Genomic DNA, 21,751 nt, shown 5'->3' with positions numbered 1-21,751 from the left:
CGAGATCGAGACCCGGGCCGGCATGGTGCCGCGCCGAGCGTCCCGAGGGCAGCGCGGATGCCTCCCACTGACCGGGTCGTGCTCGGTCCGCGGGCGCCCTCGCTGTCGGCCTGGGGCCTGTCCGCGGACGCGGACCTCATGTTCCGCTGCATGCTGATGTACGGCTCGCAGACGGCTGGGCAGCTTGAGCGTGGCCTCGGCCTGTCCCGGCAGCGGGTCGCCCGTGGCCTGGACGAGCTGCTCTCGGTGGGCGCGGTCGACCATCGGCCGGGCAATGGCCGCCGGGCCGTCCAGTGGACGCCGATGAAGCCCAGCAGCGTGGTGCCGGCGCTGCGCGAGCGGCGGCACGCCAGCGCCCGAACCGCGCGCCGGTCCACCGCGATCCACGAGATCCTTCCCGGTACGGTGCCGCTCGACGAGGGCATGCGACACCTGCCGAGCCGGGAGCTGACCCGGGCCCGGCTGGCCGAGCTCGTCGGGGCCGTACGGCACGAGCACCTGGCGATGCAGCCGGAGCGCTCGTACGAGGCCGAGTCCGCCCGCTCGGCGGTGCCGATGGATCGCACGCTGCTCAGCCGTGGCGTACGCATGCGCGTGCTGGGCGCATTGCCGGCGGACGCCGAAGACCCGCTGGTCGCGCACGGCCGGCAGGCCGACGACCTGCGGCCGGACTACCGGCAGGCGGCCGAGACGCCGGTGAAGCTGATCGTCATGGACCGCCGCACCGCGTTCCTGCCGGTCAGCCCGGACGACCTCGACAACGGTTACCTGGAGATCACGCAGGAGTCGGTCGTGGCCGCGCTGGTCGCCCTCTTCCAACGGCAGTGGGACGCCGGGGCGCGGCAGGAACAGCGCCCGCCGCGGATATCGCTCGGCGAACGGGAACGGGACCTGCTGAGGCTGCTCGCGCAGGGGCACACCGACGCGAGCGCCGCGTGGGCGATGCGGATCAGCCGGCGGACGGTCTCGAACACGCTCCGCGCGCTGATGGACCGGCTGGGCGTCGAAAACCGCTTCCAGCTCGGCCTCGCCGTCGGCGCGCTGAGCCTGATCGAGCCGCCGGGCACCGTGCCCGCGGAGATGGAGGGGGTCCGATGAACCGACCATTGTGGATATATCTGCCGGTAGCGGCCGTGGCGGCACTGGCGCTCGCCGCGCCACCAGCCACAGCCGGCGTCAGCGCCAGGACGACTGTCGAGGCCACCGGCAGCGCGAGCGTCCCGCAGCCCCCGGAGGCCGTCATCGACACGCCGCCCGGCGGGTTCGACAAGCCGTTGAAGGACCATTTCTGCGGCACCTGCGTCTAGGGATCCACCACACGGTCGAGGCGACCGCGCAAGGGGCTCTGTCGGGACAGAGCCCCTTGCGGCCGGCTGTGCCTGTCGGCCGGGCTTGGCGCTTACCCTCGGCGTGACAGCACAGGACACTGTGGACACTTGCGCCCCGCATGGTTGTGGGCCGCGGAGGGTGAGGCCGCGGGGTCTGGAGTACCTCATCCGGGAGATGACCCCGAACTGCGTCTACGGCGGTGTCCCCAACGCCGGGATGATCTCGTACAACTGCTCCTACGACGGACGGAGCGTGCGCGCCGTTTACTGGGCGGGCACCAACACGTACTCCATCGACGGCGGTCCTCCGATCCCAGGGCAGATCAACACGACGATCGTCCAGGACTTCCTGATGGCCGACACCGCCAGAGTGCTCGCGCAGCAGGCCCTGGATGTGTTGCTGCGCAATGGCGTCCCTCTCCCATAACGCCCGTGACCCCACTCCCGAGAGGAAGCGTGTACCTGAGACGTAGCTGTACTACCGCGGCAGGTTGCGGGGGCCGCCGCTCAACCGCGCTCAGATCAGCATGGACGCCACTCGAAACACGAGCCGCTGGATCGCCCAGCAGGCGCTCCCAACTCTGCAAGCGATTCGGGCGGGAGCCTGACCCGACAGCCCAATCGCCCCAGGGCCCGCCGCGCACCCCCTCGCGTGGCGGGCCTGCAAGGCAGTTTGTGCGAGCATCCGCACCGTGGTGTAGTCATGGCGATCGGTCGGCGTCAGCCGGTCGTCCCGCTCACACCTCGCGAGGGCAGAATGCGTAGATCGTTCCGTGCCGGATGCGCCGCGCTGGTGTTGGCCGGCGGCGTGGTGGTGGGTTTCGCGGGTCCGGCCCAGGCGGCCGATCCCACGGTCCTGTACGTGCGGCAGCTGGCCACGGCCTGTTCGGACAGTGGTGCGGGGACGTTGGAACAGCCCTTCTGCACCATCGGTGCGGCAGCCGCGGTGGTCACCAGCGGGCAGACGGTTGATGTGGGCCACGGCAGCTACCGGGAACGAATCACCGTCGCCAGGTCTGGGGCACCGGGGCAGCCGATCACCTTCCGGGCGACCAACGGAGCCACGCTCTCTGGACCCGAGGCCGGGTTCGTGATCGACGGGCAGCACGACGTCGCTATCCAGGACATACGGATAGTCGACAACGTCGATGTGCCCGCCGTCGACCTCCGCAACGCCTCCGCCATCACGATCGACGGTGGCTCGATCTCGATGGCGACGAACGCGACCGCGTCGGCCGTCCGGCTCAGCGGTGTCACCGGATCGACTCTCCGTGGCCTCGCCTTCGGCGGTCGCTGGCTTGTCGCCGGTGTCACGATGGACGCCGCGACCAGCGGCGTCACCGTCAGCGGGCTGACCAGGTCAGCCGTCCTGAACGAGCCGGTCCAGGACGCTGTCGGCATCCGCGTGGATGGCGTGGGCAACCGGGTCGTCGGCAACACACTCGCCGGGTTCACCGGCGCCGGCATCGTGGTTGAGCCGACCGCGACCGACACGCTGGTGGTCAACAACAACGTCAACAACGGAGCCGGCTACGGCATCCACAACCGCGGCGCCGCCCGTACCGCGATCACCAACAACTCGGTGCGGGAGCGTTGCCGCGACGGGATCCGGGTCGACGGCGCCTCGACCGGCGTGTCGGTGCAGAACAACGTGCTGTTCGCGAACGGCCTCTCGCACGCCAACCCAGGCGTCTGCGTCGGCGAGGTGGGCGGCCCGGAGATCGGGGTGTACGGCACCGCAGTCCACGGCACCGTGGTCGACTACAACAACACCCACCACGCTTACCTGCCGGCGCAGGCCTACCGCTGGGGCGGCACGGTGATGGGTCTGGCCGCGTTCCGCAGCGCGTCCGGCCAGGGTCAGCACGACCGGGACACCGGTGTTGCCAACGACGTCATCGACTCCGCGAATTCGTCGGCGCCCGGCTACCCGGCCGCCGACCGCGCCGGCAGGGCGCGAATCGACGATCCCGGAGTGCCGAACACCGGTGCCGGTCCCGTCACGTACGCCGACCGAGGCACGGTCGAAACCTTCCGGAGCCCGGTGGCCCGCATGGCGGTCACGCTGGACGCCGCGATCAGCACGGTCACGATCGACGCCTCCGCATCCGCGCCGGGCACCGCCCCCATCGGCTCCTACCAGTTCATCCTCGGCAACGGGGCGCGCGTCACCCAGACATCGCCGGTGCTCTCGTACCGGTACACCAGCTGGGGCGACTTCAACGTCACGACCATCGTCACCGGCACCGACGGCCGGACAGGCAGCGTGGCGACAACGGTCAGCGTCTTGCGGCCGACCAGCACCTCGGGCCTGCTCTCTCTTTTTAGGCTGGTCTACGCCACCGTCCGTCCCGGAAACGTCGACATCGTCGCGGACGAGATGGGGCTTTCCCCGGCCGGGCATTTCGACATCGTGGAGGCGGGATCCGGGCAGGTGGCCCTCTTCTCGCACGCGACCGGAAAGTACGTCTCGGCCATCGCCGACGCCGACCGGCTGTACATGACCCGTCTCACGGTCGCCGACACGGAACGTTTCACGCTTGTGCGGAACGCCGACGGCAGCATCAGCCTCCGGTCGGTCGCGACCGGCCGATACGTCAGCCTGCTGACGGAGTCCGCGCCATTCCTCGCCGCGAAGGCCACCACCATCGGCGTGTGGGAGAAGTTTCACCAGGTCGACATCCGCAACGCGGCGCGGACGCTGAAGGCGCTGGTGAACGGCAAGTACGTCTCCGCCGAGGGCGCCGGCACCAAACCTCTCATCGCCAGCCGGCCCGCCGCCAACACCTGGGAACAATTCGACGTTATCGAAGTCGGCAACGGTCACATCGCCCTCTTCGCCCGCGCCAACAACCGTTTCGTCGCCGCCGAGGGCGCAGGCACCCAACCTCTACAAGCCAAGCGACTTGCCGTCAGCACCTGGGAACGGTTCACCCTCATCCGCAACCCCGACGGGACAATCAGCCTGAAAGCGGCCGTCAACAACCGTTTCGTCGCCGCCGAGGGCGCGGGCACCAAACCGCTTCTCGCCGGCCGCACCGCCATCAGCACGTGGGAAAAGTTCGCCCTGAGTTGAGGGGTTCATGGCTCGCCTGACGTGACGGCACCGGAGGCCAGGCGGGGAGGGCAGCAATCCGACCGGTCTGGCCTCATCTCCTCCGGGCGAACGCACACCATCGCCGTTACCACGAGAAGGGCCGCTACGTGAACCCGACAAGCCGTGTTGTATGAACCTTACAAAAGAGCGGCCGGCTTCTTCCTTGTGGGGCCTCTGGGCTCCTCTGCCGCGATAGGCGACGATCGTGGCCATGGCACCGTTGGACGCCTTGGTCGGCAAGGGTCTGCGTGGGGACCGGTGCCGCCCGAAGGCGGTAGCGATCCATTCCACGCCCGACGATGATCTGGTGTCTTGGGGACGAAGGGATCAGCCAGGTGTTTAGTCGCGTCGCGATCGTCAACCGTGGTGAGGCCGCGATGCGGCTCATCCACGCTGTCCGGGAGCTGGCCGCGGAGACCGGGAGCCGGATCGAGACCGTCGCCCTGCACACCGACGTCGACCGGACCGCCACGTTCGTGCGCGAGGCCGACATCGCGTACGACCTCGGTCTCGCGTCCGCGCGCCCGTACCTCGACCTGAAGGTCCTGGAAAACGCGCTGGTCGAGACCGGCGCGGACGCCGCGTGGGTCGGTTGGGGTTTCGTCGCGGAGGATCCGGCGTTCGCGGAGCTGTGCGAGCGGGTCGGGGTCACCTTCGTCGGCCCGAGCGCGGAGGCCATGCGCCAGCTGGGCGACAAGATCGGCGCGAAGCTGCTCGCCGAGGAGGTCGGCGTGCCCGTGGCCCCGTGGAGCCGAGGGCCGGTCGAGACCCTGGAGGCGGCGCTGGCGGCGGCGGCCGAGATCGGCTATCCGCTCATGCTGAAGGCGACCGCGGGCGGTGGCGGGCGCGGCATCCGCGTGATCGCCAACGAGGCTGAGCTGGCCGACGCGTACGAGCGCACCAGCCAGGAGGCGGCACGGGCGTTCGGCAGCGGCGTCGTCTTCCTGGAGCGACTGGTCACCGGTGCCCGGCACGTCGAGGTCCAGGTGATCGCCGACGGTGCGGGCACCGCGTGGGCGCTGGGGGTCCGGGACTGCTCGGTGCAGCGGCGCAACCAGAAGGTGATCGAGGAGTCGGCGTCGCCGGTGCTCGGCCCCGACCAGGCTGCCGAGCTCAAGGCATCCGCCGCGCGGCTGGCCATCGCGGTCGGCTACCGCGGCGCCGCGACGGTCGAGTTCCTTTACCATCCGGGCGACCGGATGTTCGCGTTCCTCGAGGTCAATACCCGCTTGCAGGTCGAGCATCCGATCACCGAGGCCACCACCGGGTTCGACCTGGTCAAGGCGCAACTGTGGGTCGCGTCCGGGGGCCGGCTCGAAGGCGAGCAGCCGGTGGAGCGCGGGCACGCCATCGAGGCCCGGCTCAACGCCGAAGACCCCGATCGTGACTTCGCGCCCTGCCCGGGCCGGATCGTGCGGCTTGACCTGCCCGCCGGGCCGGGCATCCGCGTGGACACCGGCGTCAGTGAGGGCGACACCATCCCCGCCGACTTCGACTCGATGATCGCGAAGGTCATCGGCTACGGCCGCGACCGCGACGAGGCGCTCGGTCGGCTGCGCCGGGCGATGGCGCAGACCACGGTGGTGATCGAGGGCGGCGCGACAAACAAGAGCTTCGTGCTCGACCTGCTCGACCAGCCCGAGGTGATCGACGCCAGCGCCGACACCGGCTGGATCGACCGGGTTCGCGCCGAGGGCAGGCTCGTCTCGCACCGGCACTCCGGCGTCGCGGTGGCGGCCGCGGCCATCGACGCCTACGAGGAGCAGGAGCGCGCCGAGTGCCAGCGGCTGCTGTCCACGGCGTTCGGCGGGCGCCCGCAGGTGCGGCACGAGAGCGGCCAGGTGCTCGACCTGAAGCTGCGGGGCGACACCTACCGTGTGCGCGTCGCGCGGGTCGGCGCGCACCGGTTCCGGGTCAGCGTCGAGGCGGGCGGCACCGTCCACGCCGCCGATGTCGCACTCGACCGGTTCGACCGGCACACCGGGCAGATCGCCGTCAACGGCGCCCGGTACCGACTGCTCACCCACACGCACGGTCCGATCCATCTGGTCGAGGTCGACGGCGTGACCCACCGGGTCAGCCGCGACGAGGGCGGCGTGATCCGTTCGCCGATGCCCGCGCTGGTCGTCGCCACGCCGCTGGAGGTCGGCGCCGAGGTCGAGGCGGGCGCGCCGGTGCTCGTGCTGGAAAGCATGAAGATGGAGACCGTGCTGCGGGCTCCGTTCCGGGCGCGGCTGAAGGAATGCGTCGTGGCCGTGGGCGGCATGGTCGCGACCGGCGCACCGCTGCTGCGGCTGGAGCCGCTGGGCGACGGCGCGGCCGAAGACACCTCGACCGGCGGGTCCGTCGAGGTTGACCTGCCCGCCGTGCCGGCCACGGTCCCGGCGTGGGAGCGCACCACGCGCGGCCAGCAAGACCTCCGCAGCCTGTTGCTGGGCTTCGACGTCGACCCGCACGACGAGCACCGGGCGCTTGACGACTACCTCGCCGCGCGGGCGGTGGCCGTCGACGTCGGTCACCGGCCGCTGGCCGAGGAGATCGTGCTCCTCGACGTCTTCGCCGACCTGGCCGAGCTGAGCCGCAACCGGCCGACGGACGGAGACGGCAGCGGCGAAAGCCACGTGCACAGCCCGCGTGAGTACTTCCACACCTACCTTCAGAGCCTGGACGTCGAGCGGGCCGGGCTGCCGGAGACGTTCCAGGCCAAGCTCGCCAAGGCGCTCAGGCACTACGGTGTCGACGACCTGAAGCGTTCCCCGGATCTCGAAGCCGCCGTGTTCCGGATCTTCCTGGCCCAGCAGCGCGCGTCCGTCGACGCGGCGGTCGTCGCGTCGTTGCTGCGGGAGTGGCTGCGTGAGCCTCCGCCGGACCAGGCGCTGCACGAGCCCGCCGGTCTCGCGCTGGAGCGGCTGGTGGCCGCGACGCAGGTCCGCTTCCCGGCGGTCGCCGATCTCGCGCGGGGCGTGGTGTTCGCCTGGTTCGCCCAGCCGCTGCTGCGCCGTAACCGGGCCCGCGTCTACGCCCAGGTCCGCAAGCACCTGCGCCACCTCGACACGCATCCGGACGCGCCCGACCGGGCCGAGCGCATCGCCGAGATGGTACGCACCACCGAGCCGCTGGTGCGGCTGCTCGGCCAGCGCCTGATCCGCGCCAACCTGGACAACTCAGTGATGCTGGAGGTGCTGACCCGGCGGTACTACGGCAACAAGGGGCTTACCGGCGTCCGCACCAGCGACGTCGCGGGCTGCCGGTTCGTGGTCGCCGAGCGCGCCGGCTCGCATCTCGTCACCGCCGCCGTGAGCTTCGACGCGCTGGGCAGCGCGCTGCGCGGCCTCGCCGAGCTGGCGAGCGGCGACGCCCTCATCGACGCCGACATCTACCTCGGCTGGGAGCGGCAGCCGGAAGACTCCGAAGCGATGGCCGCCGCGCTGCACCAGGTCGTCAGCGCGCATCCGTTGCCGCACCAGGTCCGCAGGCTCACCACCACCGTCGCGGGCCGTGGCGGCGCGGTGATGCACCACCACTTCACGTTCAGCCCGTCCGACAGCGGGATGGCCGAGCAGCGGCTCATCCGCGGGCTGCATCCGTACATCGCGCAGCGGATGCAGTTGGAGCGGCTGAGCAGGTTCGACCTGACCCGGCTGCCGTCGTCGGACGAGGAGATATACCTGTTCCGGTGCGTGGCGCCGGAAAACCCGTCGGACGACCGCCTCGTCGCGTTCGCGCAGGTCCGCGACCTGACCGAGCTGCGTGACAACGACGGCCGGCTGGCCGCCCTGCCGACGGCCGAAAACCTCATCGCCATGTGTGCCGACTCGATCCGCAGCGCGCAGTCACGGCGCCCGTCGAAGAAACGCTTCAACACCAACCGGATCGTGCTCTACGTCTGGCCGCCCAGCGATATCACCCGCGAGGAGCTGGAGATGATCGCCAAGCGCGTGCTGCCGACCACCGCCGGCGCCGGGCTGGAGGAGATCCTGTTCATCGGGCGCCAGCGCGACCCGGAGACCGGCGTACTGGCCAAGGTCGCCATGCGCATCTCCTTCGACGCGACCGGCGGCACCGAGCTGACCCTCGGCGAGCTGTCCGACGCCCCGGTCGAGCCGCTCGACGACTACCGGCTGAAGGTGCTCCGCGCGAGCAGCCGCAACACGGTGTACCCGTACGAGCTGACCGGCCTGCTCGGCGAGTTCGTCGAGCACGACCTGGACGGCGACCACGCGCTGGTGCCGGTCGACCGGCCGAAGGGGCGCAACACGGCGGCGATCGTCGCGGGCGTGGTCACCACACCGACCCGCCGGCATCCGCAGGGCGTCACCAGGGTCGTGCTCCTGGGCGACCCGACGAAGTCGCTCGGCGCGTTGTCCGAGCCGGAGTGCCGCCGTGTGATCGCCGCGCTCGACCTGGCCGAGCGGATGCGCGTGCCGCTGGAGTGGTACGCGCTCTCCGCTGGCGCCCGGATCTCGATGGAGTCGGGCACGGAGAACATGGACTGGGTCGCCGCGGCGCTCAAGCGGATCGTCGAGTTCACCCAGGATGGCGGCGAGATCAACATCGTGGTCGCGGGCATCAACGTCGGCGCGCAGCCGTACTGGAACGCCGAGGCGACGATGCTCATGCACACCAAGGGCATCCTGGTCATGACACCGGACTCGGCGATGGTGCTCACCGGCAAGCAGTCGCTCGACTTCTCCGGCGGCGTGTCGGCCGAGGACAACTTCGGCATCGGCGGCTACGACCGGGTGATGGGCCCGAACGGGCAGGCCCAGTACTGGGCGCCAAACCTGGCCGCCGCGCGAGACGTGCTGATGGCGCACTACGAGCACACGTACGTCGCGCCCGGTGAGACGGCGCCGCGGCCCACGCGCACGACCGACCCCGTCGACCGCGACATCTGCGCCTTCCCGCATCCCACGACTGGCAGCGACTTCACCACCGTCGGCCAGATCTTCTCCGCCGAGGCCAATCCCGACCGCAAGAAGCCGTTCGACATCCGCACGGTGATGCGGGCACTGGCCGACCAGGACCATCCGGTGCTCGAGCGCTGGGCGGGCATGGCCGACGCCGAGACCACGGTGGTGCAGGACGTGCACCTCGGCGGCGTCCCGGTGTGCCTGCTCGGCATCGAGTCACGGTCGGTGCCACGCCGCGGCTTCCCGCCCACCGACGGCCCGGACACCTACACCGCGGGCACGCTGTTCCCGCGTTCGTCGAAGAAGGCCGCGCGGGCGATCAACGCGGCCAGCGGCAACCGGCCGCTGGTGGTGCTGGCAAACCTGTCGGGCTTCGACGGATCGCCGGAGTCGATGCGCAAGCTCCAGTTGGAGTACGGCGCCGAGATCGGCCGCGCGATCGTCAACTTCCGCGGCCCCATCGTGTTCTGCGTGATCTCGCGGTACCACGGTGGCGCGTTCGTGGTGTTCTCCAAGGCGCTCAACCCCAACATGACCGTGCTCGCGCTGGAAGGCTCGTTCGCCTCGGTGCTCGGCGGTGCCCCCGCCGCCGCGGTGGTCTTCTCCGGCGATGTCGACGCGCGCACCGCGGCCGACCCCCGCGTGCGCGACCTGGAGGCCCGCGCCGCGGTCGCCTCGGGCGTCGACCGCGCCGCCTTGACCGCCGAGCTCGACGAGCTGCGCACCGCGGTCCGCACCGAGAAGCTCGGCGAGGTGGCCACGGAGTTCGACCGCGTGCACAACATCCGTCGTGCTGTGGAGGTCGGCTCGGTCGACACCGTCATCCGCGCCGCCGACCTGCGCCCGCGCATCATCGAAGCGATTGGAGCCCGGGCTGGATAGCCGGCCTCACCACCACGGCTGAGGCCGGCCGTTCACTCCAGCGTGCGGTCGCCTCGCGGCGTGGCGACAGCGATGATCTCCAGCTGTACGCGCAGCTCCTCGTGGAAGTCGGCGAGCGGCGTCACGATCGCGTGCCGGGCCGGCCGGTTGTCGGGGTCGGGAAATCTCCGTTCCCACTCCTGGTTGACGATCGCCCGGTCGGCGAGGTCTTGCAGGAAGACCGTCATGTGTCCGATGTGGTCGACCGTGATGCCGGCGGCGTCGAGGAAGCTGTCGAGGTTGGTGAACGCCTGACTGATCTGCGTGTGCGGGTCGAGGTGGAGGCGGCCGGTGGCCGGGTCCTTGCCCGTGATCGCGGAAGAGAAGATCATGTCGCCGATCCGTACGCCCGCCGGGATCGGCGACCGGTGTTCGAGTCGGGGGTGGAAGATCCGCGAGCGGGGCGAGATCCGGTTGTCTGCGGTCGTCATAGATGTATGGCTTTCGGTGTCGGGTTCCATCCGAAGCGGGATGACACGGTGTCGGCGGCCTCGACGAGAAGCGGATGGAGCTCGAGAAGCTCGTCCAGTGTGGCCAGTGCGGTCGGTACGGAGATGGAGACGGCGGCCTCGGCAACACTGTGGACGTTGCGGATGGGCGCGGCGATGCAGCGCACCGAGTCCTCGTTTTCCCGCTCGTCTACGGCGAAGCCGCGGCGGCGTACCTCGGCCAGGTCTTCGCGCAGCGCCTCCGGAGTGGTGTGTGTGCGCTCGGTGCGGGGGAGCATGGTGCACCGGGCGATGATGTCGTCGGCGTCGGGCGGTGGCCGGAAGGCGAGCATCGCCTTGCCCAGCGCGGTGCAGTGCATCGGCAGCCGGGCGCCGACCCGGGAGTACGACCGGACCGGCATGCGGCTCTCCCGCTTGTCGATGTAGACCACGTCGGTGCCCTGGCGCTCGGCGAGCTTGACGGTGTGGCCGCAGGAGCTGGCCAGCTTGGTGAGCGCGTCGGCGGCCACCTCGCGCAGGTCCATGTCCTCCAGCGCGCGGTTGGCCAGCGCGAAGAGCTGGCTGCCGAGGTGGTAGCGCTGCTGGTCGTCTCGGCGCACGAACGAGCGAGCCTCCATCGTCTGCAACATGCGCAGGACGGACGACTTGTGTACGCCGAGGCCGGCGGCGAGCTGTGCCAGAGTCGCGGGCTCCTCGGCGAGGAGGGTCAACGCGGTCAGGGCGCGCTCGACGCCCTGGTTGGCGCGCGGGGGTTCGCGTTCGCTCGGGTCCACTGTGTCTGGTCCTCCGTTCGTTTCCCCTGGCCGCCTCGTTGTTTCCGGGATGTTGACAGCGACTGTGACGAGGTTATAGTTCGGATGTCAACAAGGCAATAGCGTTGCCGCCAGGGCAACGGAGCGATGGCCAAGTGACGGCCGGTTCCGCGACGAGCGGTCCGGTTCGGCGCCCATCAGGCGGACGCGTCCGCCGCGACCTCATGCCACGGGTCCCTGCTGGCCTACGTGCGGTGAAACCCGGTTTGCTCGTATACGTGAAGGTATGGGAGATAGGCCCATGAAGAAACGAATAGTAGCCCTGCTGGCGGCGACGGCGATGCTCGCGACGACCGCCGCCTGCGGTGGTGACGACGGCGCGTCCGAGTCAGGCCCGGTCCGGCTCCTGCTCCCCACCGGGGCGTTCGAGCGGTCCATGCAGCCGGTCCTGGCGGCGTTCACCCAGGAGACCGGCATCAAGGTCGAGGCGATCTCGATGCCGCAGGAGGACGCCCGCTCGCGTCAGGTGCTCGACCTGAACAACCGGGCCGGCAACATCGACCTGATCCTTCTGGACGACGTGGCCTGGCTCAGCGAGGTGGCCGCGCAGTTGGAGCCGCTGGACGAGCGGATGGCCGCGGACAACGTCGACATCAGCGACTTCCTGCCGCAGTTGGTGGACGTGTTCAACATCGACGACAAGCAGTACGCGTTTCCGCTGGGCGTGAGCCCGCGGACGTTGATCTACCGGGCCGACCTGTTCGAGGCCGCCGGGCTGACCCAGCCGCCGACGACCTACGACGAGTTCCTGGACTACGCCCGGAAGCTCAACACCGGCGGGGTCTCCGGCTTCGTGGGGCCGTGGGGGCGGGCGTCCAGCAACGTGTCGATCTGGCTGGAGCTGGCGTTCAACCACGGGCTTGAGAGCGCGCTGAGCCCGGACGGCAAGAAGGCCGCGTTCAACGATCCGGCGGGCGTGGCGGCGTTCAAGCTCATGGGCGACCTCTACACCGGCGGTCTGATGCCCAAGGACTCGATCGAGTTCGCGCACGACGGCACGCTTGTCGCGATGCAGAAGGGGCAGGCCGCGATGACGGTCCTGCCGATCACCTTCCTGCGCGCGATGAACGACAAGGGCGCGTCGCCGCACGCCGGCCAGTTCCGAATCGCGCCGATGCCCACCACCGCCGGCGTGAGCACCGCCCGATACGTCGTCACCGGCTGGGGGTACGGGCTGTCGAAGCACACCAAGAACGCGGACAACGCCTGGACGCTGCTGAAGTTCCTCAACGACAAGTTCCAGCGCCCGGCGGCCGACGCCGACCCGGAGCAGTTGATCCGGCCCGCCTCCAACACCGCCTTCGCCAACCCGAAGACGCAGGAGATCTTCCCGGACGGGCAGATCGACATCGTCCGCAAGGCGCTCGAGTCGCCGGAGACCAGGCCGGGCGTCGTGCAGTGGGGCGAGATCGAGTCGGTGCTCGGCGAGTCCCTCCAGCAGGTGTTCCTGGGCAAGATGACCGCCGAACAGGCCCTGGCGGACGCCGAAGGCAAGGTCAACAAGATTCTGGCCGGCTGACCCAAAGCGGGACTGGAGATGACAGTGGATCACGAGTCCGGGCGTACGGGCGCCAGCGTGGAGCCGGCGTCCGTACGGCCCGGAGACGCACCCCGACCGTCCACCTCGGACGGTCGGGGGAAGGGGCCGGCGCACGCGGCGGCGCGGACCCGGCCCCCATGGTGGCGTGGCCGGGACGGGCTCGGCCTGCTCTTCGTGCTGGCGCCGATGCTGTTCCTGTTCGCCGTACTGATCGTGCCGATCGTCTACAACATGTGGGTGAGCCTGCACAGTTGGCGGCTCACCGACGTGGGCGGACCGCAGTTCGTCGGCCTCGACAACTACATCGAGGTGCTGCGGACGCCGCGGTGGCGGGACACCATCGTGCGTACCGCCGTCTTCGTTGTGCTCACCGTCGGCCTGCAAGTCGTGATCGGCTTCGGCATCGCGATGTTCCTCTACAAGCACTTCCCCCGCGCGCGGGCGCTGCGCGTGGCGCTGCTGCTGCCGATGATGGTCTCCGAGGTGGCCGTCGGAAACATGTGGCGGCTGCTCTACAACTACGACGGCGGGCTGCTCAACTGGGCGCTCGGGCTGGTCGGCATCGACCGGGTCTTCTGGCTCGGCCCGGACATGGCGTTCGCCAGCGTCGTGCTCACCGACGTGTGGCAGAACGCGCCGTTCGTCACCCTGGTCATCTTCGCGGCCCTCCAGACAATGCCGAACGAGCTGCTGGAGGCGGCCGACCTCGACGGGGCGAGTGGCTGGGTGCGGATCAGGCGGGTCATCCTCCCGATCGTGCAGCCGGCGCTGCTGCTGGTGCTGATCTTCCAGACCATGTTCGCCATCCGCGCCTTCGGCACGATCTGGATCCTCACCGAGGGCGGCCCGGGCACCGCGACGACGCTGCTCTCCATCGACATCTTCCGGGTCGCGTTGCAGAGCTACGACGTGGGTCTGGCCTCCACGCTCTCCTGGTTCCTGGTCTTCATCAACCTGATCGTCGCGATCATCTACATGAGGTGGTTGAAGCGTGAGCCGCTCAGCTGAGGCGCCCGCGCCGGCCCGTCCCGGCGCGCGGCGGATTCCCAAACCAGGGCGCCTGCTGGCGTACGCCGTCGCCGCGGGGCTGGTCTTCGTAGCGCTGTTTCCGATCGCGTGGCTGTTTCTGGTCTCCTTCATGCCGGAGAACCTCATCCTCCGCGCGGACCCCACGTTCGTGTTCGAACCGACGCTGGACCACTACCGGGCGATCTTCCAGTCCACGCGGTCGTCGGTGACGGACAACCTGGTCAACTCGATCGTGGTGACGGTGGTCTCCACGGTCGCCGCAGTGGCCCTGTCGGTGCTGGCCGCGTACGGGCTGGCCCGGCTCCGCCCCCGCGGCCACGCCCAGCTCAGCCTCGTCATCCTGGCCACGCGGATGCTGCCGCCGGTCGCGCTGGTGGTCCCGCTCTACGTCATCGCGAACCGCGCGGACCTCTTCGACACCAGGACCGCGTTGATCGTGCCGTACATCGCGCTGAACATCCCGCTCGCCACCTGGATGCTCCAGGGCTTCTTCATGGACCTGCCCAGGGAGCTGGAGGAGGCGGCACTCGTCGACGGCTGCAACCGGTGGACGGCGTTCTGGCGGGTCATCCTGCCGCTCGCCGGTCCGGGGATCGCGGCCGCCAGCATTTTCTCGTTCATCCTCTCCTGGAACGACATGGTCATCGCGCTGCCGCTGACCCTGTCCGACGCGGTGACGCTGCCGCCGTTCGCGTCCCAGGTGCGTGAGGAGGAGGGCGTGGCCTGGGGGCAACTCGGCGCGGTCACCGTCCTGATCATGACGCCAGTGATCATCTTCACGCTCGCCGTGCAGCGCTGGATCATCAGCGGTTTGACCGCGGGCGCAGCCAAGGGCTGAGCACATACCAAGAGACGCGTCACCACCAGGAGAGAGGAAGCACTTCGTGAAGATCGCCAACGTGACCGCCGTGCCGCTGTCGTACCGGTACAAGGAATTGCCAATGCCACTGGCGACCGGGCAGTCGTACAAGCGGGACACCGTGATCGTGCGGGTGCGCGACACCGACGGTGCGGTCGGGTACGGCGAGGCGTACCACGGCAAGGCGCCGACCGCCATGGCCGAGCTGATCAACACCACGCTCGCCGACCTTGTCGTGGGCGAGGACGCGGACAACACCGAGGGGATCTGGACCAAGGTCTTCCGCCGCCAGGTGCGCGGTGCGGGTACCGGCGCGGCCGCGATGGCCGGTCTGGGCGGCATCGACATGGCCCTGTGGGACCTGCGCGGCAAGCGCCTCGGCGTGCCGGTCTACCGGCTGCTGGGCGGGGAGCGGCGGGCGTTCCGGGCGTACGCGGGCGGGATCCGGCTCGGCTTCCAGCCGCCGGAGCAGCTCGCCGAGGAGGTGACCCGGCTGCGCAAGCTCGGCTACACGGCGGTGAAGATCCGGCTCGGCGACTCGTACGCCAAGGACGTGGCCCGGCTGCGCCGCGTGCGCGAAGAGGTCGGCGACGACTTCGACATCATGGTGGACATCAACCTCGGCTACTCCTACGACGAGATGTACCGCCTCCTGCCGGTCCTCGGCGAGTACGCGGTGACCTGGGTCGAGGAGCCGTTCGAGCGCACCGACGTGGGCTCGTTGCGGCAGTTGCGCCGCCGCTCGCCGGTGCCGGTCGCGACCGGCGAGCACCTGTTCGGGGTGCACGAGTTCCTGCCGTTGCTCCAGGCGGAGGCGGTCGACTTCCTCCAGCCCGACCCGAGCAGCGGCGGCGGCATCACCGAGCTGAAGAAGATCGGCGACCTGGCGAAGGCGTTCCACGTTCGGTTCGCCCCGCACATCAGCAACTCCCGGCTCAACCACGCCGCCGTGCTGCACGTGATGTCGGCCGTCTCCTGCTCGTACATCTTCGAGGCGGACGCGACCGACAACCGGTTCGCCGAGGCGCTCTGCACCGCCCCGCTCGCCATCGACGCGGACGGGCTGGTGCGCGCGCCGGACGCACCGGGACTCGGCGTCGAGGTCGACGAGTCGCTGTTCGCGGAGTTCCCGGCCATCGCGGGCTCGCCTCACCTGCAGGACCGACCGAGGTGACCGTCGCGACCGAGGTGCTGCTGGCGTACGCCGGGCACTTCCGGTTGGACCCGGCCGACGTGGCCGAGCTGCGCCACCGGTTTCCAGGCGTCCGGTTCGCCGAGGCCGAGGTCTCGGCGATCGGACCCACCGACGTGGACACCGTTGACGTGATCATGGGTACGCCGCCGGCCGGGCTGCTCGGCGGCGGGCGGCTGCGCTGGCTGCAACTGCCCAGCGTCGGGCTGGACGGCCGCCGCTTTCCGGACGGGCTGCTGGTCACCAACGCGCGCGGCGTGTTCGCGATCCCGGCCGCCGAACACGCGGTGGCGCTGACCCTCGCGCTGTGCCGGCGGATCGACGTGCACGTACGGCAGGCGCGCGATCGGGTCTGGCGGCGCAACGACGCGTGCCTGGAGCTGACCGGTTCCACGGTGCTGGTGGTGGGCCTCGGCGACATCGGTACGGCGGTGGCCGAGCGCTTCCACGGCCTCGGCTGCACCGTCGTGGGGATCCGGCGGCGGCTGGACCAGCCGCTCCCGCCCCACGTCTCCGCGGTGGTACCGCCGGATCAGCTCGTTTCGGCGGTGGCCGGCGCCGACGTCGTGGTGCTGGCGCTGCCGCACACGCCGCGCACCGCCGGCCTCTTCGACCGGGCCGCGGTCGCCGCGCTGCGCCCGAGGGCGCTGCTCGTCAACGTGGGGCGCGGCGCGGTGCTGGACGAGCCGGCGCTGATCGAGCGGCTCGCCGCCGGCACCATCGCCGGGGCCGGGCTGGACGTGTCGGCCGAGGAGCCACCGCCGCCGTCGAGTCCACTCTGGACGCTGGACAACGTGATCCTCACGTCGCACTCCGTCGGGGTGAGTCCGCACCGGTCCCGGCGCCGGCGGGAGCTTTTCGCCGACAACCTCGACCGCTTCCTCGCCGGCCGGCCGCTGCGCAACGTGGTGGACCCGGCGCGGGGGTACTGACGTGCGCCGCCCCTCGCGGTGACGCTGATGCCCGGCGGATCGTGGCCGGTGGTGGCCGGCGGTTCATGCCGGTGCGCCGGGCGCGGGCATCCGGCGCACGCGGAGCGCGCCGGTGGCGGTTCACGCCGCGGTGCCGGGCACGGGCATCCGGCGCACGTAGAGCGAGCCGGCGGCGGCGATGTACAGGTCGCGCCGGTCGGGCCCGCCCCACGCCATGTTGTGCGCCCGCTCGGGCACCGGGATCACGCCGGCCGGCACGCCCTGCGGTGTGAAGGCGTGGATGCCCTCGGGGCCGGTGACCAGCACGTCGCCCCGCTCGGTGCAGGCCATGCCGTCCGGTCGCCCGGGGCGTCCGGACGCGGCCAGCCCGCCGGCGAGCACCGACCACGGTCCGGCCGGTACGCCGCCGACCAGCGCGACCCGGCGCACCTCAGCCCGCTCCGTGTCGGCCACGTACAGCGTCCGCTCGTCCGGCGCCAGGCACAGGCCGTTGGGCTGGGCGAAGTCGGTGGCGAGCAGGTCGAGCCCGCCGGTGGTCGGGTCGATCCGGTACACGCCCTGGAAGTCCAGCTCGGTGGGGCGGGCCAGGCCCAGCCGGGCCCGCCGCCCGTACGTCGGGTCGGTAAAGTAGACGTGCCCGGACCGGGAGACGATCACGTCGTTGGGGGAGTTCAGCTCCCGCCCGTCCCAGCGGTCGGCCAGCACGCGGCACTCGCCGTCCGGCTCCTCGCGTACCACTCGGCTCGTGGTGTGCTCGCAGGCGATCAGCCGGTGCTCCCGGTCGAACGCCAGCCCGTTCGCCCGGTGTGTAGGCGTCTTCACCACGCGTACCCCGTGCCGGGGGTGCCAGGCCCGGCGTACGTCCATCAACAGGTCGCTGAAGATCACCTCGCCGGTGGCCGCGTCGAACAGCGGCCCCTCGGTGAAGCCGAATCCGGTGGCGAGCAGGCGCGTCTCCGCCACGGCTCAGCCGGCCACCGGCTCGACCTTCTCCCACTGTCCAGACCGGACAGAGCGGAGGATGGCGTCGTTGACCGCCACGTTGGCCATCGCGTCGGCGATCGGCACCGCGAACTCCGTGTCCTCGACGACCGCCCGGACGAAGTGCCCGAACTCGGCCGCCAGGCTGCCGACCAACCGGTCGTCGACCTCCGCGGAGTAGATGAACTCCGGCATCTGGGTCTGCCCCGCCGTGTACACGGTGACGCCGCTGCCCTGCGTGTTGAGCTCGACGGTGCCGGCGGTGCCGACCAGCTCCATCCCGATCCGCAGGCCGGCCGGCATGTGCTCGGCCATCGACCAGCCGAAGCAGAGCTGCCCTACCGCGCCGGACGCGAACCTGACGATCGCGACGATCGCGTCCTCGGAGTCGACGCCCAGCGTCGGCATGTGCTTGGCGACCCGGGCCGCGGACACCTCGGTGATCCGCTCGCCGCTGATCCACTGGATCGCGTCCACCTCGTGGATGCCGAGGTACCACAGCACGGAGCTGTTGCCCTGGTTGCGCTGGCCGACCCGGGCGAAGCTGAGCCGGCTGGCCGCGCCGTGCAGGAACGTGCCGAGCGCGCCCGCCTCGACCGCCTTGCGCATCGACAGGTATCGGCCGTCGAAGCGGAAGAGCTGCCCCACCATCAGGCGCGCGCCGGACTTCTCGGCTACCTCGCGCATCCGCTGGGCCGCCTCCAGGCTGTGCGCCATCGGCTTCTCCACCAGGACCGCCTTGCCCGCGGCCAGCAGCGGCTCGGCGGCCTCCAGGTGCAGCCGATCCGGCACCGCGACGGTGAACGCCTCGACGCCGCCCTGGGCGAGCGCCTCCTCGGTCGTGGCCACGTGGCCGCAGCCGAACCGGTCGGCGACCGCGCGGCCCTGCTCCACATTGGGGTCGACGATGAGCCGTAGGTCCGCCTGGGGGTTCTCGGACAGCACGCGGGCGTGCCGCTGGCCGAAGATGCCGGCGCCGACCACGGCGATCGGCAGCGGGCTGCGGTGCGTCATGACGGATCTTCCTTTCTCGACCCCACCGGGGCGGCGGGGCTCATGCTGGTCGTTTCGGCGGTCCAGTGGAGAGGGCGGGCCAGGTCGGCCCGCCGCCCGCGACGGCTGGTCGTTTCGGTGTTGTCGTCGCGAGGGCGGGTCATGCCGGCTCCTCGGCCGCGACGGCGGCGGTGACCTCGGCGAGGTCGGCGCCGGAGAGGCGCACGGTGGCGGCGCTGCGCGCGCTGTCCACCATGGACGGTGTGGTGCAGCCCGGGATCGCCACGACGTTTGGCCCCTGGGCGAGCAGCCAGGCGAGCGCGATCTCGTGCGGGGTGGCGCCATGCCGGGCGGCGACCGGGGCCAGCGCCGGCAGGGCGGCGGCGAGCCGGGGCGCCCGCCGCCGGCCGCCCAGCGGGCCCCAGGCGAGGAACGCGATGCCGAGCCGCTGGCAGTGCGCCACCGTGGCCAGCTCCTCCCGGTCGAAGAGGGAGAGCCGGTTTTGCACGCTGCTGATCGGTGCGATCGGGCGGACCCGCTCGATCATGTCGACGCTGAAGTTGCTGACCCCGATGTGCTGGATCTTGCCCTGCCGCCGCAGCTCGCCCAGGGCGCCGACCGACTCCTCGATCGGCACCGCCGGATCCGGACGGTGGAGCTGGTAGAGCGGAATCGACTCCAGGCCGAGCCGCTGGAGGCTGGCGTCGCAGGCTCGGAAGAGGTGCTCGGGGCGCGCGTCGTTGATCCAGCCGCCGGTCTCGCCGCGCAGCAGCCCGCCCTTCGTCGCGATCAGGACCCGGTCCGGCCAGCCAGGGCCGAACGTGGCCAGCGCGGCTGCCGCGAGCCGCTCGCCGTAGCCGTGGTCGTGGCTGGTCAGGCCGTAGCAGTCCGCAGTGTCCAGGAACGGCACGCCAACCTCGACGGCGTGACGGACCGTGGCCACCGCGTCGTCGTAGTCAGGTCGGCCCTCGGCGGCCAGCGGAAGCAAGCCCAGGCCGATCCCGCCGACCTCCCTACCCGCCAGGTGCATTGGATCAACTCTCCGATAACTCTGCGTACTGGCCTTGCGCTTTGACCCCAGTATCAGGCATCTTCCGTCAGAAGGAAAGAGTTTCTGTCGTACGGAAGGAATCTCATGTACGTTCAACACGCGACCCATCCGGCGGAGATGGCCGGCCTCACCACCGCCGCACTGCGCGAGCGGTTCGTGGTGCCCGACCTGTTCACGCCGGGCGAGATCCGGCTGTCCATGACCCACCACGACCGGTTGGTGATCGGTGGTGCGGTCCCGGCGGGCGGTTCGCTGACCCTGCCCACGCCGGACCCGCTGCGCGCCGGCTACTTCTGCGAGCGCCGCGAACTGGCGGTGATCTGCCTGGACGGTTCCGGCACCGTCACCGTCGACGACACCGGGTACGAGCTGGTCGCGGGCGACGTGCTCTACGTCGGGATGGGCAGCAGGGACGTACGGCTGGCCGGCACGGCGGCGTACTACCTGGTCTCCGCGCCCGCGCACCGGCCCGACCCCACGCGGCTGGCCCGCCGCGACGAGGTGGAGGCCCTGCACCTGGGTACGCAGGCGGAGTCCAATGTGCGCACGATCCGCAAGTACGTGCACGCCGGCGGGGTCGCCTCCAACCAGCTCGTCGTCGGCATCACCACACTGGCCGAGGGCAGCGTGTGGAACACCATGCCGTGCCACGTGCACGACCGGCGTACCGAGATCTACCTGTACTTCGGGCTCGGCGAGGACGACCGCGTCGTGCACCTCTGCGGCGAGCCGGACAACACGCGCAGCCTGATCATGGCGGACCGCCAGGCCGTCGTGTCGCCGCCGTGGTCGGTGCACAGCGGTGCCGGCACCAGGGCGTACTCGTTCGTCTGGGCCATGGCCGGCGAGAACGTCGACTACTCGGACGTCGAGGTCGTCCCGACCCGGGACCTGCGGTGAGCGGCGGCCTGCCGCTGGCCGGGCGTACCGCGCTGGTCACCGGCGCCCGCACCGGCATCGGCCGGGCGAGCGCGCTGGCGCTGGCCGCCGCCGGCGCCGACCTGGTCTGCTGGGACCGGGCCGAGGCCGGCGACGTGCCCGACGAGGTGCGCGCCCTCGGCCGCTCCGCCGAGTCGGTCGTCTGCGATCTGCTCGACGCCGACCGGGCCGCCGGCGAACTGGATGCGCTGCTCGCGCGGCGCCGGATCGACATCCTGGTCAACAACGCCGGGATGATCCACCGCGGGCCGGCCGAGGAGACCTCGATGCCGGACTGGCGACGCGTACTCACCCTCAACCTCGACGCCGTCTTCGCGATGAGCGCCGCGGTGGGCCGCCACATGCTGGCCAACGGCGACGGGCGAATCATCACGATCGCCTCGCTCCTGTCGTTTCAGGGCGGCGTCACCGTGCCGGCGTACGCGGCCAGCAAGCACGCGGTCGTCGGCCTGACCAAGGCACTGGCCAACGAGTGGGCCGGCCGCGGCGTGAACGTCAACGCGGTCGCGCCGGGCTACGTCGTCACCGACAACACCGAGCCGCTGCGCCGCGATCCCGACCGCGAACGGGCCATCCGCGAACGCATCCCAGCCGGCCGGTGGGGTACGCCCGACGACATCGCCGGGCCGGTGGTGTTCCTGGCCGGTCCCGACTCCCGCTACGTACACGGACACGTGCTCGTCGTCGACGGTGGTTGGATGGGACGCTGATACCC

17 protein-coding genes are annotated in these 21,751 nt (G+C 70.8%); 12 read left to right on the top strand and 5 right to left on the bottom strand.

Features of this window, described 5'->3' with window-relative positions; all coding sequences use genetic code 11:
* Nucleotides 1-57: 57 nt before the first annotated feature.
* The 5 genes from ACFFIA_RS03245 (at nucleotide 58) to ACFFIA_RS03225 (ending at nucleotide 10,220) form a co-directional block, all read left to right on the top strand.
* A complete protein-coding gene (locus ACFFIA_RS03245) occupies nucleotides 58-1,098 on the top strand; it encodes a helix-turn-helix transcriptional regulator (protein WP_377244973.1) in 1,041 nt (346 codons plus the stop codon).
* A complete protein-coding gene (locus ACFFIA_RS03240; RefSeq protein ID WP_377244970.1) occupies nucleotides 1,095-1,307 on the top strand; it encodes a hypothetical protein in 213 nt (70 codons plus the stop codon). Before ACFFIA_RS03245 ends, ACFFIA_RS03240 begins: the two co-directional genes overlap by 4 nt.
* Nucleotides 1,308-1,467: 160 nt before the next feature.
* A complete protein-coding gene (locus ACFFIA_RS03235; RefSeq protein WP_377244967.1) occupies nucleotides 1,468-1,755 on the top strand; it encodes a hypothetical protein in 288 nt (95 codons plus the stop codon).
* A gap of 330 nt (nucleotides 1,756-2,085) precedes the next feature.
* Nucleotides 2,086-4,404: a right-handed parallel beta-helix repeat-containing protein gene (locus ACFFIA_RS03230; RefSeq protein WP_377244964.1), complete on the top strand. Its 2,319-nt coding sequence runs from the start codon at nucleotides 2,086-2,088 to the stop codon at nucleotides 4,402-4,404.
* Nucleotides 4,405-4,760: 356 nt separating this feature from the next.
* Nucleotides 4,761-10,220 carry an ATP-binding protein gene (locus tag ACFFIA_RS03225; RefSeq protein ID WP_377244961.1) on the top strand — a complete coding sequence of 1,820 codons (5,460 nt, stop codon included), beginning with the start codon at nucleotides 4,761-4,763 and terminating at the stop codon, nucleotides 10,218-10,220.
* 32 nt (nucleotides 10,221-10,252) lie between these two features.
* Here the strand turns inward: ACFFIA_RS03225 and ACFFIA_RS03220 are convergent, their stop codons facing one another.
* Together ACFFIA_RS03220 and ACFFIA_RS03215 are read right to left on the bottom strand one after the other, a co-directional pair.
* Nucleotides 10,253-10,690 (bottom strand): RidA family protein, encoded by a 438-nt coding sequence (locus tag ACFFIA_RS03220; RefSeq protein WP_377244958.1) that lies wholly within the window; start codon nucleotides 10,688-10,690, stop codon nucleotides 10,253-10,255.
* A complete protein-coding gene (locus ACFFIA_RS03215) occupies nucleotides 10,687-11,481 on the bottom strand; it encodes an IclR family transcriptional regulator (protein WP_377244954.1) in 795 nt (264 codons plus the stop codon). Before ACFFIA_RS03215 ends, ACFFIA_RS03220 begins: the two co-directional genes overlap by 4 nt.
* 280 nt (nucleotides 11,482-11,761) lie before the next feature.
* On the opposite strand from ACFFIA_RS03215, the gene ACFFIA_RS03210 reads away from it, so the two are divergent.
* From ACFFIA_RS03210 to ACFFIA_RS03190, 5 genes are read left to right on the top strand one after another with little or no spacing between them, the layout of a single operon-like run.
* A complete protein-coding gene (locus ACFFIA_RS03210) occupies nucleotides 11,762-13,039 on the top strand; it encodes an ABC transporter substrate-binding protein (RefSeq protein WP_377244951.1) in 1,278 nt (425 codons plus the stop codon).
* A gap of 18 nt (nucleotides 13,040-13,057) precedes the next feature.
* Nucleotides 13,058-14,068, top strand: coding sequence for a carbohydrate ABC transporter permease (locus ACFFIA_RS03205; protein ID WP_377244948.1), 1,011 nt, complete (start codon nucleotides 13,058-13,060; stop codon nucleotides 14,066-14,068).
* Nucleotides 14,052-14,927, top strand: a complete 876-nt coding sequence (locus tag ACFFIA_RS03200) for a carbohydrate ABC transporter permease (RefSeq protein WP_377244945.1) — start codon at nucleotides 14,052-14,054, stop codon at nucleotides 14,925-14,927. Before ACFFIA_RS03205 ends, ACFFIA_RS03200 begins: the two co-directional genes overlap by 17 nt.
* Nucleotides 14,928-14,973: 46 nt before the next feature.
* On the top strand, nucleotides 14,974-16,122 hold the full coding sequence (locus ACFFIA_RS03195; RefSeq protein ID WP_377244942.1) for a mandelate racemase/muconate lactonizing enzyme family protein: 1,149 nt from the start codon (nucleotides 14,974-14,976) through the stop codon (nucleotides 16,120-16,122).
* Nucleotides 16,119-17,072, top strand: a complete 954-nt coding sequence (locus ACFFIA_RS03190; protein ID WP_377244939.1) for a D-2-hydroxyacid dehydrogenase — start codon at nucleotides 16,119-16,121, stop codon at nucleotides 17,070-17,072. The genes ACFFIA_RS03195 and ACFFIA_RS03190 overlap by 4 nt, the downstream gene beginning before the upstream one ends.
* Before the next feature lie 120 nt (nucleotides 17,073-17,192).
* Here the strand turns inward: ACFFIA_RS03190 and ACFFIA_RS03185 are convergent, their stop codons facing one another.
* From ACFFIA_RS03185 to ACFFIA_RS03175, 3 genes are all read right to left on the bottom strand, one after another.
* Nucleotides 17,193-18,035 carry an SMP-30/gluconolactonase/LRE family protein gene (locus ACFFIA_RS03185; protein WP_377244937.1) on the bottom strand — a complete coding sequence of 281 codons (843 nt, stop codon included), beginning with the start codon at nucleotides 18,033-18,035 and terminating at the stop codon, nucleotides 17,193-17,195.
* 3 nt (nucleotides 18,036-18,038) lie between these two features.
* A complete protein-coding gene (locus tag ACFFIA_RS03180; RefSeq protein WP_377244934.1) occupies nucleotides 18,039-19,067 on the bottom strand; it encodes a Gfo/Idh/MocA family protein in 1,029 nt (342 codons plus the stop codon).
* Between the two features lie 139 nt (nucleotides 19,068-19,206).
* The gene (locus ACFFIA_RS03175; RefSeq protein WP_377244931.1) at nucleotides 19,207-20,076 is read right to left on the bottom strand and encodes an aldo/keto reductase; all 870 of its coding nucleotides are present in this window, start codon (nucleotides 20,074-20,076) and stop codon (nucleotides 19,207-19,209) included.
* Nucleotides 20,077-20,181: 105 nt separating this feature from the next.
* Here ACFFIA_RS03175 and kduI point away from each other — a divergent pair, with 105 nt between their 5' ends.
* Together kduI and ACFFIA_RS03165 are read left to right on the top strand one after the other, a co-directional pair.
* Nucleotides 20,182-20,997 carry a 5-dehydro-4-deoxy-D-glucuronate isomerase gene (gene kduI, locus ACFFIA_RS03170; RefSeq protein ID WP_377244927.1) on the top strand — a complete coding sequence of 272 codons (816 nt, stop codon included), beginning with the start codon at nucleotides 20,182-20,184 and terminating at the stop codon, nucleotides 20,995-20,997.
* Complete coding sequence (locus ACFFIA_RS03165; RefSeq protein ID WP_377244924.1) at nucleotides 20,994-21,746, top strand: SDR family oxidoreductase; 753 nt, start codon at nucleotides 20,994-20,996, stop codon at nucleotides 21,744-21,746. The genes kduI and ACFFIA_RS03165 overlap by 4 nt, the downstream gene beginning before the upstream one ends.
* Nucleotides 21,747-21,751 lie beyond the last annotated feature (5 nt).

It is taken from the genome of Phytohabitans kaempferiae (genome assembly GCF_042433955.1).
In the GTDB taxonomy this organism is placed as follows: Bacteria; Actinomycetota; Actinomycetes; order Mycobacteriales; family Micromonosporaceae; genus Phytohabitans; species Phytohabitans kaempferiae.
Note: the sequence above shows the minus strand (reverse complement) of the source record. Positions and strands in the feature narration are given on the sequence as shown.